Origin of the sequence: Rhizobium ruizarguesonis, from assembly GCF_012349115.1 — a bacterium.
Lineage (GTDB): Bacteria > Pseudomonadota > Alphaproteobacteria > Rhizobiales > Rhizobiaceae > Rhizobium > Rhizobium ruizarguesonis.
Genome location: NZ_PQIG01000100.1, coordinates 254,477 through 268,913 on the forward strand (window position 1 = coordinate 254,477; position 14,437 = coordinate 268,913).

Here is a 14,437-nt window from a genome sequence, read left to right on the forward strand (position 1 = left end):
ACTGGCCAAAGATGCTGGCATGGCCGTCATGGCCCGCATCATCGGGAGAGGTTGATGAACTGTCAGATTTTGCCAACTGCCAATCGAAGGGGACCAAAGCGGCCCAGCGGTCTATTTCCCGCATTGGCTGCGCTGTTGCTGCTCGCCTCGGCGGCGGTCGGGCAGGACATCGGACCGCAAAGCCAAATCTCGCGCCAGCAGGTCGAAAAATTCATCGGCCTGTGGAAAGATCACTTTGCCGGTGCCGATAGCCTGCAGCAGCGGCGGACAGCCTTCAGGACGCTGATGGAGACGATGCCGGGGCCGACGCGCATCCAGGTTCGGCAGGTCGATGCCGACGGCGTCGATGCCGAGCTGATGTGGCCCGCTCGTCTTCATCACCCGATCGGCCAAAGGGTGATCCTCTATATTCATGGCGGCGGCTTTTCCAGCGGCTCGATCCGCACGCACAGCCTGCTCGCGGGATCTCTCGCCAAGGCCGCGTCCAGCGACGTTCTTCTCGTCGAATATCGGCTGATGCCCGAATATGCTTATCCCGCGCAGATCAACGACGCGCTGACGGCCTATCGTTGGCTTCTCGACAACGGCTATCGCGACGAGAACATCATCGTCGCCGGAGATGGCGCCGGCGGCAATATCGCGATCGAGACGGTGCTGCGGCAGATGCAGGCGGCGAAACCGCTGCCGGCGGCCGTAATTGCCCTGAGCCCCATCACCGATCTTGCCGCGACGGGCGGCTCGATGACATCAAATGCCGGAAACGACCCACTGCTCGGCAAGGCTGAGATCGAGACGCTGCGCAAGACTTATCTCCGCAGCCGGTCTCCGACCGATCCCCAGGCATCACCGCTCTATGCCGACATGACCGGCTTTCCGCCGCTGCTGCTGCAGGTCGGCTCCGGTGAGGTCCTGCTGGACGACGCGCTACGGCTTGCCGACAAGGCGCGCCAGGCGGGGGTGGATGTTACCACCGAGGTCTGGCCGGGCATGCCCCATCAGTGGCAGCTGTTTCCCTCGCTGCTCGACGATGCCGATCGGTCGAGCCAGAATATCGCCGAGTTTGCGATCCGGCATTTTGCGGACAAACCGCAGGAATAGGGGCCGCAGGACCAGGCGTCCTGGCGCCTCCGTCATCGCATCATTGCGCGCGAGACGGTGACGGCGCCAGAGGACGCTCGACCTCTCGGCCGACGCTGAGCGTCTTTCGCACATTCGGCTCCAGCCGCTCGATATAGGCATGGTCGGGTGCAGCACCCAGCGCATCCAGCATTTTCGAGAAGAAACACCGGGCCGCTGCCGCCGCCGTGACGTCGAAGACATCGGCATCGCTCAGCCCGTGTTTTTTCAGCCCATCTATATCCTGCTGCGTGACCGATGTCGCATCGCGCGCCACCTTGGCGGCAAAGGCCATGATAGCACGCTCGCCGGCATCGATAGGCGCCTTTTCCGTCTCGTTGACGACAGCCGTCAGCCCGTCGCTGGTGAAACCCTCGCGCAGCAGCACCGAGCCGTGCGCCAGCATGCAATACGAGGATTTGAGCTCCTTGGCCGCCGCCAGCGTCACCAGTTCGTAGCGCCGCAAGCTCATATGGCCGCGAATGCTCGAAAGCAGCGCCGCCCAGCTCTCCATCACCTCCGGCCGATGGCCGAAGGCCCGGTACATGTTCGGCAGATAACCATAATTCGCCTCGGCCGACGCATACATCGACGTCGTCTTCTCGCTGGCGGATGCATTGGGGGTGTGAATGAAAGCCATGGCATGATCCTCCTCTATTGTGAGAAGGATAGGGTAGATATGCAGGACAGCAATCCTGAAATATCAGGCAGCATCACTGCTCGCAGAAGCGTTACCACTTCTCTTGATGGGAAGGGTTACGGTAAACGTCGATCCGCATCCTCTTGCGCTTCGAACCTCTATCGAGCCGCTATGTAGTTCAACGATCTGCTTCACCAGGTTGAGGCCGATACCCGTTCCGGCAATCCCGGTCGACGTCCGGGCACGAAAGTAGCGCTGGAACAGCCGGGGCACGTCTTCGGCATCGATCCCCACTCCATCATCGCTGATCGAAACTTTGACGTTTCCCGTCTCTGTCCATGCCGTAACGCGAATTTCGGAGGTTCCGGGCGCGTACTTGACGGCATTGGAAAGCAGGTTGGTAAAGACCTGTGCCAAAGTGCGGGGATCGCCATCGATGAACTCCGGCAGCTCATCGATATTCAAGACGAAGCTGTGCGACTTTGCGATCGTCGACTGCCGCTCGCAACAGGTTTTTATCAATGATCTCAATGTGCAGGCGTCGTAGCTGATATCGATCTTGCCGGTATCGAGGCGTCCGGCTGACAGGATGCTCTCCATGAGATCGACGATCCGGTTCACCGATGCGCGGATTTGATCGACCTTGTCGCTGAGAAATTCGGGCTCTAACGCCCCCCTCTTTCGCAGCAGCCGCTGGGCTGCAGCGTCGATGATTGCAAGCGGCGTCCTGAATTCATGCGATGCCATCGCCACGAATTGCCGCTGCAATTCGTTGATGTTCCGCTCCTGCGCCAGCATTCGCTCGAGTTCCAGCGCCTGCCGCTCGACTTCCGCCGTGCGGCTCTTAACCGTCGCTTCGAGCTGATCGTGATGCCGGCGCAGCTCTTCCGCCAGCCGGACGGTCTTGGTGACGTCCTCATGGGTGGCCACGTATCCACCGTTTTGCATCGGATTGTGAGTGATCTTGATAACGCGCCCATCGGCCAGGACGATGTTCTGGCTGGCCGGCGCACCACGGACTGTCGCTTCAAAGACCACGTCAAAATAGGTCGTGGTATCGGCGGGGCCATTTCCCTCCCGGCTGCGATAGGCCAGGATATCCACAAGCGGCGTTCCCGGTTGCGTCAGAAGGTCCGGCAGATTGTACATCCGCGCGTAGGAGGCGTTGCACAATATCAGGTTCTTGGTCGAATCGAACATGCACAGCCCATGTGGCATGTTGCTGAGGGCTGCGTCGAACCGGCGATGTTGTTCGGTCAGGCTGTCTTCGACCCGAATGAGGGTCGAGATGTCTTCGTAACTGAGGATCCAGCCTCCATCCCTCGATGGGGCGCAGGTCAATGAGACCATCCCTCCGTCGGAAAGGGCAAACTGAGACGTGGGCTGTCCACCGGCCATCGCCCGCCGGGATGCCACTGCACGGCAGTCTGCGGTGCCCGGCAATCCGTCGATATTCATGCCTTTGCGGATGGCTCCTTGCGGAAGGCCGAGAATGTCCAGCGTGCGGGAATTGAAAGCCGTCACCGTACCGGCAGGATCAAGCAGAACGATGCCCTGAGGCAGGCTCTCCAGAATGGATTCAAACGAGTGTGGCATCATCCGGCCCTGCTTCAGATCTGGCGCGTTGCACGTATCCGTAGCATTCGTCAGAAACGATAAAGTTTCGCTAATGTCTATTGCCGGGACTTCCTCGACGGAAACCTGGAGCACACGCCTGGTCCGGAATTCTTCTGTCGTTTGCGATAGGCGAACCAGCGTTCAAGCGGAAGCTGCTTTGCTTTTGCCGGCAGGCTGCTGCGAGCCGTATGTCGACTTCAGATGGAATGCCAGGCTGAGCAGCAGATAGTCGTCCTTGTTGTCGATGTCCTTGCCCATCAACAGCTGCGCCCGCTGGAGCCTTTGATAGAGGGTGTTGGTGTGTATGCCGAGGGAGGCCGCTGCCTTGGACGCCGATTTTCCGCTCTCGATGTAGATTTCCAGGGTCCTCAGAAGGGCGTCGCCATTCGCCTCCTTCTCGAATGGAGCAAGTATCTGATCTGCAAATTCGAGGATATCGGCAGCGGATTGCTTGCGCAGCAGTCTGTCGATGCCGGTCTCGCTATGCACAAGAATGCCCGCCCGATGCCTCATGCTCATGAGATGGGCGGCCTCGACTGCCTGGCTGGCTGCTTCGGGATAACGATGGGGTGCGCTTTGCATCAGGCTTGCCCCGCAACGCCATCCCTCCGCAACTGCCTTGTCTCCGATGGGTTCCAGATTCTTCCGCAGGGCCTCCTCGGTGGCAGCGCAGAACAACAGGAAGACGCCTTCGTCCGTATAGAACGACAACTGATTCTGGATCGTCGCTGCCTTCAATGTCTGCTGAAGCGTTCTCTGCAGGAACAGGCTCTGGTTCTGGGCGCTCTCCTGCTCATGCCTGACAAAGATGATCTGGCAATATTTCTTGATCTGAAAGCCGAACCGGACGGCTCCACCCGAGGTGATGAGATCATCCCTTCCCAAGGCCTCGAAGTGCTTCCGTCTCTTGCTGTTGAGGATGTCGTCCTGTGACGCGCTGCGGACAATTTCGAGCGCTACGAAAGCGGACACCACGCCCAGGATCGCAGCAGAATAGCTTGCATTGTCACCGCGCTCGAAATGAAAGCTTCCGACGACGTCGTCGGCGACACGGACGGGCTGCACGGATAGGTCCTCTCTCTGTGATAGGCTACCGTCGAAGAGCCCGACCGGCATGTCCTCCGTGGCCTTCGGCTCTTTCCATGCCCTGGACACGAACGTCGTTCCAAAAATATCGGCGTAGTGGAAGTCGATGCCGTAATGCGTCGCGATCTCCTCGAGATGTTCGCCAAGTGGCCGGTGGCGCGTAAAGATGGAGAGGATGTCGTCGTGGGCCGAAAGCGAGCGCGCTAGCTCCGCGTTGCGCCTTTCGATCTCCAGCCGCATCCGGTTGATACTTTCATTCGACCGGACGGCCAGCTCGTAGGCCTGCGACTTCCTATAGGCGATGGCGAGCTGCGTCGCCACGGCTTCAAGCAGGCTGACACTGAATTCACCATAGGCGGACCCCGGCCGAAACGACATGACCGTCAGCGTTCCCAGCGTCGTCGTGTCCGTCTTGATGGGAACGCAGATAAGGCTATGTGAGATACCCTGTTCGGACAGGAAGCGAACGTTTGGCGCACGCAAGTTTGCATGAGCATCTCTGATATCTTCTGGCGAGTTCAGCAGGACGGGTGTTCCGGTCGAGAACACGCTGCCGGCGATCGATTCTTGAGGCGTGACGCGATAATTGTAATAATCGTCGTCGAAACCGACCTGCGATACCGGAATGAGCAGACCCGACGCCTCGTCGTAAAGTCTGAGTACGCCCGCGTCGCTCTCGGCTATCACACTCAGCGTCTGTTCGATCGCGTTGACGTTGATCTCGTTCGGATCGAGAGAATCGAGGACATTGCGATTGATGGCATTCATGGCCCGAACCGCGCGGTTCTGAAAGCGGATGACTGCGCTAAGCACGATCTTCTGTAGGCGGGCGAAGACGGTTTCATAGTGGGCGCCGGGAATCCGCACCTCGCAGACGGCGCCTGCAAAATAGGAAATATCGGCGGTCAATATGGCATCGTCCTCGTCGCGGTCGTGGCTGAAGGTGATCGTAGGTTCCGACGCGTCGGTGTCCGGAATCGTCGGTCGACCCGAAGCTCGCCGCCAGCTTACGAGCGGTCGGCTCGACAAAAGCAAAAGCGAACTCTCGATTTCGTCCATGATCGTCATGTGGCAACCCTGTGTCTTTTCACACAAATAAACTGAATATGATGTGTGTTTCAACATCCAAAAACGGCTGCTCACATATTAAGCATGTTTTATAAACGCTCAAAAGGGGAGCATTCCATGCTTAGTCAAATCAAGCGCAGGCACATCATTGTCGCGATGCTGTTCATCTGCTGGGTCGTCGGCTTCCTCGACAAGACCGCGATCAACATCGCCATCATTCCGATCGTCGACGAGTTCCACCTGACCTCCGAACAGTCCGGGATGATCATCAGCGCATTCTTTCTCGCTTACTCTCTGACGCAGCTCGTCGGCGGATATCTTGTCGATCGGCTGGGAACCCGCTCGGTCTTGACCTCGGCAGTCGGCATCTGGTCGCTCGGCACGATCGCATGCGGCGCGGTCGGCTCCGCCATGGGGCTGGCCGTGTCACGCGCTCTGGTCGGCATGGGCGAGGCTGTCTTCCCGGCGGGAAGCTCCGTCGCCATAACCGACAACTTCGAAAAAGAGAGCATGGCGAGACCGAAATCGGTCATTCAGTCGGGAGCGTCCGTGGGCTTTGCCGTGGGCTCGATCGTCACCACGGCGTTGATCGCCTACTTCAACTGGCGTGTCATGTTCGTCACCCTCGGCCTGATCGGACTGGTTCTTTCAATCCTGCTTTATCTGGTCATGAAACCAATGGTCCGCACTGCTCCAGTATCCGCCGGCCCGAAGACGGGAAAGTCGGAAAAAGCCCGGATCACGGCTCTGCTCAAGAACGCACTGACCTGGAAGATCGCTCTCTGCTACTTCTTCACCAACATCGTGTTTTGGGGTCTCCAGTCCTGGCTCCCGTCCTATTGGGTGAAGGTCAAGGGCATGAGCATGATGTCGATGGGCGCATATTCGGCGATCCCGCCGACGCTCGGCTTCCTGTCCTTCCTGTTTTGCGGCTGGCTGCTCGACCGCTATTTCCACAAGAAGGAGAAGTACCTCATCTGCATCGGCGCCCTGGTGTCGGCGGTGTTCATCTATCTGATGGCCAACGCCACATCCATCCCGCTGGCCTTCTTCTATCTGACGGTTTCAAACGTCTTCCTGAATGCGATCTCGATCAGCGTGTTCGTGACGATCATGAAGCACTACCCCAGTCACTCAGTGGGGACCGCCACGGGCCTGATCAATTCCCTAGCTCAGATCGGATCCTTCGCCTCGCCGACAGCGATCGGAGCCATCCTGCACGCCACAGACCAGAACTATCAGACAGCCTTCCTGGCGATCATCGGCTGCGCTGTGGTGACCTTCGCCGTGGCGGCGACGCTTCCGACCGGAAGCAAGGACGAACTGGTCGCCGATCAACCAATTCCAGGATTGGTGAAATGACATATATCGACATCATCGAACGCGTGGTCACCGACAAGGCGGAAGGGCTGCAGTCGGCAGCCAATGAAATCTGGTCCTTCGCCGAAATCCGATATGAAGAGTACAAGTCGGCCGCACTGCTCGCCGACGTTCTCGAAGCGGAGGGGTTCGCCGTCGAGCGCCGAGCCGGCGGCATCGAGACGGCTTTCGTCGCAAGCTATGGCGAGGGACAACCCGTCGTGGCGATCCTGGGCGAGTTCGATGCGCTTCCCAATCTCAGCCAGGAGGGCGACGTTGTTGGATACAAGCCCGTCGTCCCCGGCGGTAACGGTCATGGATGCGGACATAATCTGTTGGGTGTCGGTTCCTTGGCCGCCGCCATGGCGCTTAAAGCCTGCAAGGACGAGCTCGGGCTTGCCGGTACGGTCCGCTTCTACGGCTGTCCTGCCGAAGAAGGCGGCGGCGGAAAGGCCTTCATGGCCCGAGAGGGATTGTTCGATGGCGTCGACGTCGCCTTCACATGGCACCCGTGGGATGAGAACCTCGCCTACCATGCAAGAATGCTGGCGACGAACCAGGTCTACTTCACTTTCCGTGGCGTGAGCGCACATGCGGGCTTCGAGCCACATCTCGGGCGAAGCGCGCTCGATGCAGTCGAGCTGATGAATGTCGGGGCAAATTTCCTGCGCGAGCACATCGTCCAGGACGGCAGAATTCACTATGCGATAACGAATACCGGCGGAAAGGCGCCCAATGTCGTGCAGTCGCAGGCCGAAGTACTCTACAAAGTCCGCGCGCCGCTGATGTATCAGGTGCGGGACATCACCGAACGGGTCAAGGACGTGGCTCGCGGAGCGGCTCTGATGACGGGAACGGAGGTCGAAATCACCTTCGATGCAGCCTCTGCCGACCTCATACCGAACGCCACGCTGGCGGATGTGCTTCACCAGGAGCTCGGCAAGATCGGCGGAGTGTCGTTTTCGAACAGCGAGAAGGAGTTCGCAGCGGAGATCCAGAGGACTTTTCCGAGGGACGTTCAAGCCCGCATCGAGAAGCGCGGGACGATCCTCTCCGAACATGTCAACGAACTCGTGGAAAAGCCAACCTTTCTGCACGGGTCGACCGACGTCGGCGACGTCAGCTGGATCGTTCCCACCGGACAGGTCTATATGGCGACATCAGCCTACGGAACGCCTCCACATAGCTGGCAGATGGTTGCGCAGGGCAAGACCTCCTACGCTCATAAGGGAATGCTCCAGGCCGGCAAGGTGATGGCCGCCGCCGCCGCCAGGTGTCTCCAGAACAGCGAGTTGATCGGCCGGGCGAAGCAGGAGCACGTCAGGGAACTCGGCGGCGCTACTTACAAGCCTCTCATTCCGCTGGAGACGAAACCGATGAAGGTCCGCTAGGCAATGCGGACGGTTATGTGAGCCATGGAATAGTTACGGCGAGGAACGGCGAGCGGCGAGGGGACTTCAGCCGAGTTTGGCCAATTGCTCGTCTAGAAGGTCAAGGCTGTCCTCTTCGACTTCGTTGACGTCACTTGGCATGGGCTCGCCGGTCTCCTGGTAAACAAGCCAGGCGACGTACATGGTTGCTGTCGTCACCGCGTTCCAGCCGTCTTCGCTGGGCTTTCCCACGACCTCAGAGAGCCGGCGGAGCGTCCCGCGCTCATCGTCGCTGTAGATAAGATCGGAGAAGTCTCGGCCAGCCAGGCGCCCGCCTTCACCCCAGTTGCGGATTGCCGCCAAGGCGGCTTCGGCTTCGGGCGCATGAGGTTCGGTGCGCTCGATTTGTGCGACCAAAGACGCGGCGACGGCTGCCAAGCGCCGTGCTTGTTCGCGTGGCGGCAGAACGCTCAGCTCGGCGCGCAGTTTCATGTCTCAATGGTCTCCACTGGGCTTGTCGCAACGTCTATTAACACAGACTAGAAGCCCTTCCTGCTTTTGCCGGAAGGTCCGCCGATTGCGCCGCATTGATCGCTTCGACGGAAATACCGGGCGAGCCTGAATCTTCCACATTTTTGCTGCCAACGCATCGGTCGGTCGTGCGCCGCGCACGACTTTGCAGGTCGAAAAATATCGACAGATGCCTCTCAGTCATGATCATCTTTTAGATCGTTCCAATTTCCCAGATGAGATTCAGGCAGTCGAGGAGGTGGAAATTTGCCGCAGATGCTCCTAATGGATAACAGTAGGTATAAATTTCACTTGACAGAATTGGAACGTTCCAAATATTTAAGGCGATCATTCGACGTTGGCGTCGGGAGGAAGACGTGACAAAGGCGCGGGTAACCGTCATCGACATTGCGAAAGCCGCCGGCGTCTCGAAATCGACGGTTTCGCTGGTGCTTCAGGGCTCCTCCCTGGTCAATGAGGGGACGCGTTCCAAGGTCAATGCCGTGATGCGCGAGCTGGGCTACGTCTACAATCGCGGCGCAGCCAATCTTCGCCAAGCCAGTGCCAAATCGCGGATCGTCGGGGTCGTCGTCAACGACCTGACGAACAGCTTCTTTGCGGAACTGGCGGTCGGCGTCGATATGGTCGTCCAGTCGGCCGGGTTCGTGCAATTCCTGTCGAACACCAGCGAGAGCATCGACAGGCAGCGCGAGGTTGTCGCATCGATGCGGGAACACGGCATTTCGGGGCTCATCGTGTCGCCGGCGCGCGCCACCGATGCCGCAGACTTCAAGCCGCTTGTCGCCGCAGGGATTCCGGTGGTGGTCGTCGTCAGAAACCTGCCTGGTGCCAAGGTCTCGTCCGTCGTCTCCGACAACCGGGCCGGCATGATGTCCGCGGTCAAGCACCTGTCGGAGCTCGGTCACAAGCGCATCGCTTTTCTCGGCGGCTTTCCCGACACCGCTGTCTTCGACGACCGCCTTGCCGGTTACCGAAGCGGCATGGAGGCAGCCGGGCTCGACTATCACCAAGAACTTGTCATCTCGTCGGCGCCTTCGCGAGCCGGCGGGGTGGAGGCGATCGGAAAAGCAATCGTTCTTGCTGACAAACCCTCAGCAGCCGTCTGCTTCAACGATGCCGTAGCCTTCGGTGTTTGCGACGGATTGCGTGCGCGCCGACTGGAACCCGGCTCCGACTTCGCGGTCGTGGGATTCGACGACGTCATCGAGGCTCAGGCGGCGGTTCCGGCGCTCACGACGGTCTCGGTCGATCCGCAGGGCATCGGGCGCCGCGGCGCCCAACTGCTTCTCAAGCAGATCAATGCGGGCAAGGCCGAGCCGGAGACGGTGATAACAGCGGTTCGGCTGGTTGTTCGCGAGAGCTGCGGAGCCCGCAAGAGCGTAAAAATTGAAACAGGACTCTGAGTAAGGCCCATGAAGAAGCATCTCACCCCGACCGAAGCAGCCGCGCTGATCCCGGATGGCGCTGTTGTAACGGTATCGTCCTCGAGCGGTCTCGGTTGCCCGGACCTCATGCTGAAGGCGATTGGCGAACGTTTCGATGCGACCGGCCATCCCCGTGATATCACGACCCTTCATCCCATCGCCGCCGGCGACATGAGCGGCATCAAGGGCGTCGACCATATCGCCAAGAAGGGGCTGCTCAAGCGCATCATCGGTGGCTCTTATCCGTCCGGCCCGTCGTCATCAGAGCCGCCGCTGATCTGGCAAATGATCACCAACAACGAGATCCCGGCCTACAATATTCCCTCGGGTATTCTCTTCGATATTCATCGGGAGGCTGCCGCGAAGCGGCCGGGTGTCCTGACCAAGATCGGCATCGATACATTCGTCGATCCAGAGCGGCAGGGTTGCGCGATGAACGGCCTGGCTTCGGAGCATCCGGTGGTCAAGCGCGTGAGCTTCGAGGGCGACGACTGGTTGTTCTTTCCCTCGATCGTGCCTGATGTCGCCATCATCCGCGCCACCACCGCCGACGAGCGCGGCAACCTGACATATGAACATGAAGGCGCCTATCTCGGCGGCCTCGATCAGGCGCTCGCCGCACGCAACAACGGCGGCATCGTCATCGCGCAGGTCAAGCGGATCACCAAGGAAGGTTCGCTGAAGCCCCATGAAGTCCGGGTGCCTGGAATGCTGGTCGATTATGTGATCGTCGATCCGGAACAGAAGCAGACGACGCAGACGCAATACGATCCGGCAATTTCCGGGGAGATCTTCCGTCCGCTCGATAGTTTCAGCGTTCCGGAATTCAATGTTCAGAAAGTCATCGCGCGCCGCGTCGCGCAGGAACTTCAGGCGGGAAGCTGCGTCAATCTCGGTTTCGGTATATCGGCCAACGTGCCGCGAATTCTGCTGGAGGAAGGGCTCCACGGCGCGGTCACCTGGGTCATCGAGCAAGGCGCGGTCGGCGGCGTGCCGCTGCTCGACTTCGCCTTTGGCTGCGCGTCGAACGCGGACGCCTACATGCCGTCTCCCTATCAGTTCACCTATTTTCAGGGTGCAGGTTTCGATGCATCGCTGCTGTCCTTCCTCGAGATCGGCAAAGACGGCTCGGTCAACGTTTCCAAGCTCTCCTTCCGGCCGCATGTGACGGCTGGCGCCGGAGGCTTCGTCGACATCACGGCGCGGGCGAAGAAGATCGTCTTCTCCGGCATGTTCAACGCCGGAGCGAAGCTTTCGGTCGCCGATGGAGCTCTTCTCATCGACAAGGAAGGCAAGTTGAAGAAACTCGTGAACGAGGTCGAACACGTCACCTTCAGCGGCAGGCGCGCGATCGAGCAGGGGCAGGAGATCACCTATGTCACCGAGCGGTGCGTGATGAAACTGACGCCCGATGGCGTCGTCCTCACCGAGATTGCGCCCGGCGTCGATCTCCAGGCCCACATCCTCGATCAGTCGGAGTTTCCGCTGGTCGTAGCGCCCGACCTGAAGGTCATGGACGCGGCGCTCTTCGCGGAGGCAAACATCGGCCTGTCGCTTCCAGAAAAAGAGGCACGGACGCTGGAGGGCAGCTTCGATGGCTAGCGGAACAGTCAGAATTGACGTCGATGGACATGTTGCGACGCTGACGATTTCTCGTCCGGAGAAGCTGAACGCGCTCGATCTCGACATGCTGAAAGCGCTGGCTGACGCGGCCGACGAGGTGGAGGCCAACGCCAATGTGCGCGCTGCCATTCTGACAGGCGAAGGAAAGGGCTTTTCCGCCGGCGGCGATATCAAGGCCTGGGGCGGAATGTTGCCTCAGGAGTTCGGTCATCTCTGGGTTCGCCACGGCCATCGCATCTTCGAAAGACTGGCGACGCTCCGGATGCCGCTGGTCGCGGCTCTGAATGGCCATGCCCTCGGAGGAGGGCTTGAACTTGCAGGCGTCGCGGACATTCGCCTCGCCGAACAGCACATCAAGATCGGCCTGCCGGAAACCGGTCTTGGAATGGTGCCGGGCTGGTCCGGGACGCAGCGTCTTGTGCGCCGGTTCGGGGCGCAGGCGGTCCGGCGTATGGCCCTGGGTAGCGAAATATTCACTGCCGAAGAGGCGCGTACGCTCGGGATCGTGGACGCAGTCGTTCCGACGGGGAACGCGCTCGCCGCCGCCAGGGAATATGCTGGGCGGATTGCCACAAGGGGGCCGGCTGCGACCGAGATCGCGAAGTTGATGATCGCATCGGCAAACGGCGAAGACAATGGAACCGCGGTCGAAGCCCTGGGCTCGATCCTCGCCGCGAAGACCGGCGATCTGAAGGAGGGCGTCGCATCATTCAGCGAGAAGCGCCCGGCAACGTTCAAGGGAGAATGGTAATGACGGTTCTCGTCAACCCCACCGCGCTCAGCGACCACAAAGCGCGTGATTTCAAGATGCTCATCGATGGCAAATGGGAGGCTGGTGCCTCCGATCCGATCGAGCGTGTCGCGCCGAGCCATGGTGTCGTGGTCAGCCGGTTTCCGACCGGCAGCAAGAAGGACGCCGAGCGTGCGATCGCTGCGGCACGCAAGGCCTTCGACCTCGGGCCGTGGCCTCGGATGACCGCTGCCGAACGTTCCGCCATTCTGCTCAAGGCTGCCGATTTGATCGAAGCGCGCGCAGAGGAGTTGGCATTTCTCGATGCGATCGAGGCGGGAAAGCCGATCACGCAGGTGCGGGGAGAAATTGCAGGCTCCGTTGACATATGGCGCTACGCGGCGGCTCTTGCCCGCGACCTCCACGGTGAAAGCTATAACACGCTCGGCGATGGCACGCTCGGCGTCGTCTTGCGCGAAGCAATCGGCGTGGTGTCGATCATCACGCCCTGGAACTTTCCGTTCCTGATCGTCGGCCAGAAGCTGCCATTCGCCCTGGCCGCTGGCTGTACGACCGTCGTCAAGCCCTCGGAACTGACCTCAGGATCGACGCTGGTGCTGGGAGAGATCCTGCAGGAGGCAGGCATTCCGGATGGCGTCGTGAACATTGTCACCGGTACGGGACCAGAGGTCGGCGCGGTCATGACGTCGCATCCCGACGTCGACATGGTGTCCTTCACCGGCTCGACCGGCGTCGGCAAGCTGACGATGTCGAATGCCGCACAGACGCTGAAGAAGGTCTCGCTGGAACTGGGCGGGAAGAACCCGCAGATCGTATTTCCGGATGCCGATCTCGATGCCTTCATCGATGCCGCGGTCTTCGGCGCATACTTCAATGCCGGCGAGTGCTGCAATGCCGGCTCGCGGCTAATCCTTCACAAATCAATCGCTTCCGATGTCGTCAAGCGGATTGCCGAGCTGTCGAAGGCGGTGAAGGTCGGCGACCCGCTCAATCCTTCGACGCAGGTCGGCGCCATCATCACGCCGCAGCATTTGGAGAAGATATCAGGATACGTCGCCGGCGCGAGGGGCAGCGGTGCCCGGGTCGCGCATGGCGGCGAGACGCTCGATCTCGGCATGGGGCAGTTCATGTCGCCGACGATCCTCGAAGAGGTCACCCCCGATATGGCCGTGGCGCGCGAGGAGGTCTTTGGTCCGGTGCTTTCGGTCCTGACATTCGAGACATCGGCCGAAGCGATCAGGATTGCGAATTCCATCGACTACGGCCTGTCGGCCGGTGTCTGGAGCCGCGATTTCGACACGTGCTTGACGATCGGCCGCTCAGTGCGGGCAGGGACGGTCTGGATGAACACCTTCATGGACGGCGCCTCGGAACTTCCCTTTGGCGGTTACAAGCAAAGCGGCCTCGGCCGTGAACTCGGCCGCCATGCGGTCGAAGATTACACGGAGACGAAGACGCTCAACATGCATATCGGCAAACGCACCAGCTGGTGGATGCCGCAGACGGAAAAGCTGGCTTAGCCGGCAGCCGAACTACGCTCGAGGAGGGCGGGTGATTGGTGCGGGAATGGGTCCCGCATCTTCCAATGTAAGACTGGGAGGTCTTTCGATGAACAGGTTTTTGACCACGACTGCAACGATCGCATTGGCTCTGGCCGGCGCCAGCGTCTCCGCACGCGCCGCCGACGTGAAGGAAGTGCAGATGCTGCACTGGTGGACGTCAGGCGGCGAGGCTGCGGCGCTGAACGTCTTGAAGCAGGATCTTTCGAAGGAAGGTTTTGCCTGGAAGGACGTGCCTGTTGCCGGCGGTGGCGGCGATGCGGCGATGACGGCGCTGAAGGCGATGGTTGCGG

Annotated in this window: 11 protein-coding genes and 1 pseudogene; 8 read left to right on the forward strand and 4 right to left on the reverse strand. The window is 60.2% G+C overall.

What is annotated here, in order from left to right; translation table 11 throughout:
• Positions 1 to 123 precede the first annotated feature (123 nt).
• Positions 124 to 1,098, forward strand: coding sequence for an alpha/beta hydrolase (locus C3Y91_RS27340; RefSeq protein WP_018072636.1), 975 nt, complete (start codon positions 124 to 126; stop codon positions 1,096 to 1,098).
• 40 nt (positions 1,099 to 1,138) lie between these two features.
• On the opposite strand, the gene C3Y91_RS27345 is transcribed toward C3Y91_RS27340, so the two are convergent.
• From C3Y91_RS27345 to C3Y91_RS27355, 3 genes are all read right to left on the reverse strand, one after another.
• Positions 1,139 to 1,756 (reverse strand): carboxymuconolactone decarboxylase family protein, encoded by a 618-nt coding sequence (locus C3Y91_RS27345; RefSeq protein ID WP_018072637.1) that lies wholly within the window; start codon positions 1,754 to 1,756, stop codon positions 1,139 to 1,141.
• Positions 1,757 to 1,819: 63 nt separating this feature from the next.
• Positions 1,820 to 3,355, reverse strand: coding sequence for a sensor histidine kinase (locus C3Y91_RS27350; RefSeq protein ID WP_018072638.1), 1,536 nt, complete (start codon positions 3,353 to 3,355; stop codon positions 1,820 to 1,822).
• Positions 3,356 to 3,514: 159 nt separating this feature from the next.
• Positions 3,515 to 5,527 (reverse strand): helix-turn-helix domain-containing protein, encoded by a 2,013-nt coding sequence (locus C3Y91_RS27355; protein ID WP_168576038.1) that lies wholly within the window; start codon positions 5,525 to 5,527, stop codon positions 3,515 to 3,517.
• 117 nt (positions 5,528 to 5,644) lie between these two features.
• Between C3Y91_RS27355 and C3Y91_RS27360 the strand changes: the two genes are divergently transcribed.
• Positions 5,645 to 6,889, forward strand: coding sequence for an MFS transporter (locus C3Y91_RS27360; protein ID WP_130776178.1), 1,245 nt, complete (start codon positions 5,645 to 5,647; stop codon positions 6,887 to 6,889).
• Positions 6,886 to 8,277: an amidohydrolase gene (locus C3Y91_RS27365; RefSeq protein WP_168576039.1), complete on the forward strand. Its 1,392-nt coding sequence runs from the start codon at positions 6,886 to 6,888 to the stop codon at positions 8,275 to 8,277. The genes C3Y91_RS27360 and C3Y91_RS27365 overlap by 4 nt, the downstream gene beginning before the upstream one ends.
• Positions 8,278 to 8,343: 66 nt before the next feature.
• Here C3Y91_RS27365 and C3Y91_RS27370 read toward each other — a convergent pair whose 3' ends face one another.
• Positions 8,344 to 8,748, reverse strand: coding sequence for an Imm6 family immunity protein (locus C3Y91_RS27370; RefSeq protein ID WP_130760676.1), 405 nt, complete (start codon positions 8,746 to 8,748; stop codon positions 8,344 to 8,346).
• 395 nt (positions 8,749 to 9,143) lie between these two features.
• On the opposite strand from C3Y91_RS27370, the gene C3Y91_RS27375 reads away from it, so the two are divergent.
• The 5 genes and pseudogenes from C3Y91_RS27375 to C3Y91_RS27395 form a co-directional block, all read left to right on the forward strand.
• Entirely contained in the window at positions 9,144 to 10,190 is a 1,047-nt protein-coding gene (locus tag C3Y91_RS27375; RefSeq protein ID WP_130760678.1) for a LacI family DNA-binding transcriptional regulator, read from the forward strand.
• Between the two features lie 9 nt (positions 10,191 to 10,199).
• Positions 10,200 to 11,813, forward strand: coding sequence for an acyl CoA:acetate/3-ketoacid CoA transferase (locus tag C3Y91_RS27380; RefSeq protein ID WP_130760679.1), 1,614 nt, complete (start codon positions 10,200 to 10,202; stop codon positions 11,811 to 11,813).
• Positions 11,806 to 12,585, forward strand: a complete 780-nt coding sequence (locus C3Y91_RS27385; RefSeq protein WP_075224166.1) for an enoyl-CoA hydratase/isomerase family protein — start codon at positions 11,806 to 11,808, stop codon at positions 12,583 to 12,585. The genes C3Y91_RS27380 and C3Y91_RS27385 overlap by 8 nt, the downstream gene beginning before the upstream one ends.
• Positions 12,585 to 14,105, forward strand: a complete 1,521-nt coding sequence (locus C3Y91_RS27390; RefSeq protein ID WP_075224165.1) for an aldehyde dehydrogenase family protein — start codon at positions 12,585 to 12,587, stop codon at positions 14,103 to 14,105. Before C3Y91_RS27385 ends, C3Y91_RS27390 begins: the two co-directional genes overlap by 1 nt.
• Before the next feature lie 88 nt (positions 14,106 to 14,193).
• Positions 14,194 to 14,437: pseudogene (locus C3Y91_RS27395) on the forward strand (sugar ABC transporter substrate-binding protein); the annotation flags it as partial.

Excerpts from the sequence above, each read along its gene's own strand:
- C3Y91_RS27345 (WP_018072637.1), bottom strand. The coding sequence starts at position 1,756 with ATGGCTTTCATTCACACCCCCAATGCATCCGCCAGCGAGAAGACGACG.
- C3Y91_RS27350 (WP_018072638.1), bottom strand. The coding sequence starts at position 3,355 with ATGATGCCACACTCGTTTGAATCCATTCTGGAGAGCCTGCCTCAGGGC.
- C3Y91_RS27355 (WP_168576038.1), bottom strand. The coding sequence starts at position 5,527 with ATGACGATCATGGACGAAATCGAGAGTTCGCTTTTGCTTTTGTCGAGC.
- C3Y91_RS27360 (WP_130776178.1), top strand. The coding sequence starts at position 5,645 with ATGCTTAGTCAAATCAAGCGCAGGCACATCATTGTCGCGATGCTGTTC.
- C3Y91_RS27365 (WP_168576039.1), top strand. The coding sequence starts at position 6,886 with ATGACATATATCGACATCATCGAACGCGTGGTCACCGACAAGGCGGAA.
- C3Y91_RS27370 (WP_130760676.1), bottom strand. The coding sequence starts at position 8,748 with ATGAAACTGCGCGCCGAGCTGAGCGTTCTGCCGCCACGCGAACAAGCA.
- C3Y91_RS27380 (WP_130760679.1), top strand. The coding sequence starts at position 10,200 with ATGAAGAAGCATCTCACCCCGACCGAAGCAGCCGCGCTGATCCCGGAT.
- C3Y91_RS27385 (WP_075224166.1), top strand. The coding sequence starts at position 11,806 with ATGGCTAGCGGAACAGTCAGAATTGACGTCGATGGACATGTTGCGACG.
- C3Y91_RS27390 (WP_075224165.1), top strand. The coding sequence starts at position 12,585 with ATGACGGTTCTCGTCAACCCCACCGCGCTCAGCGACCACAAAGCGCGT.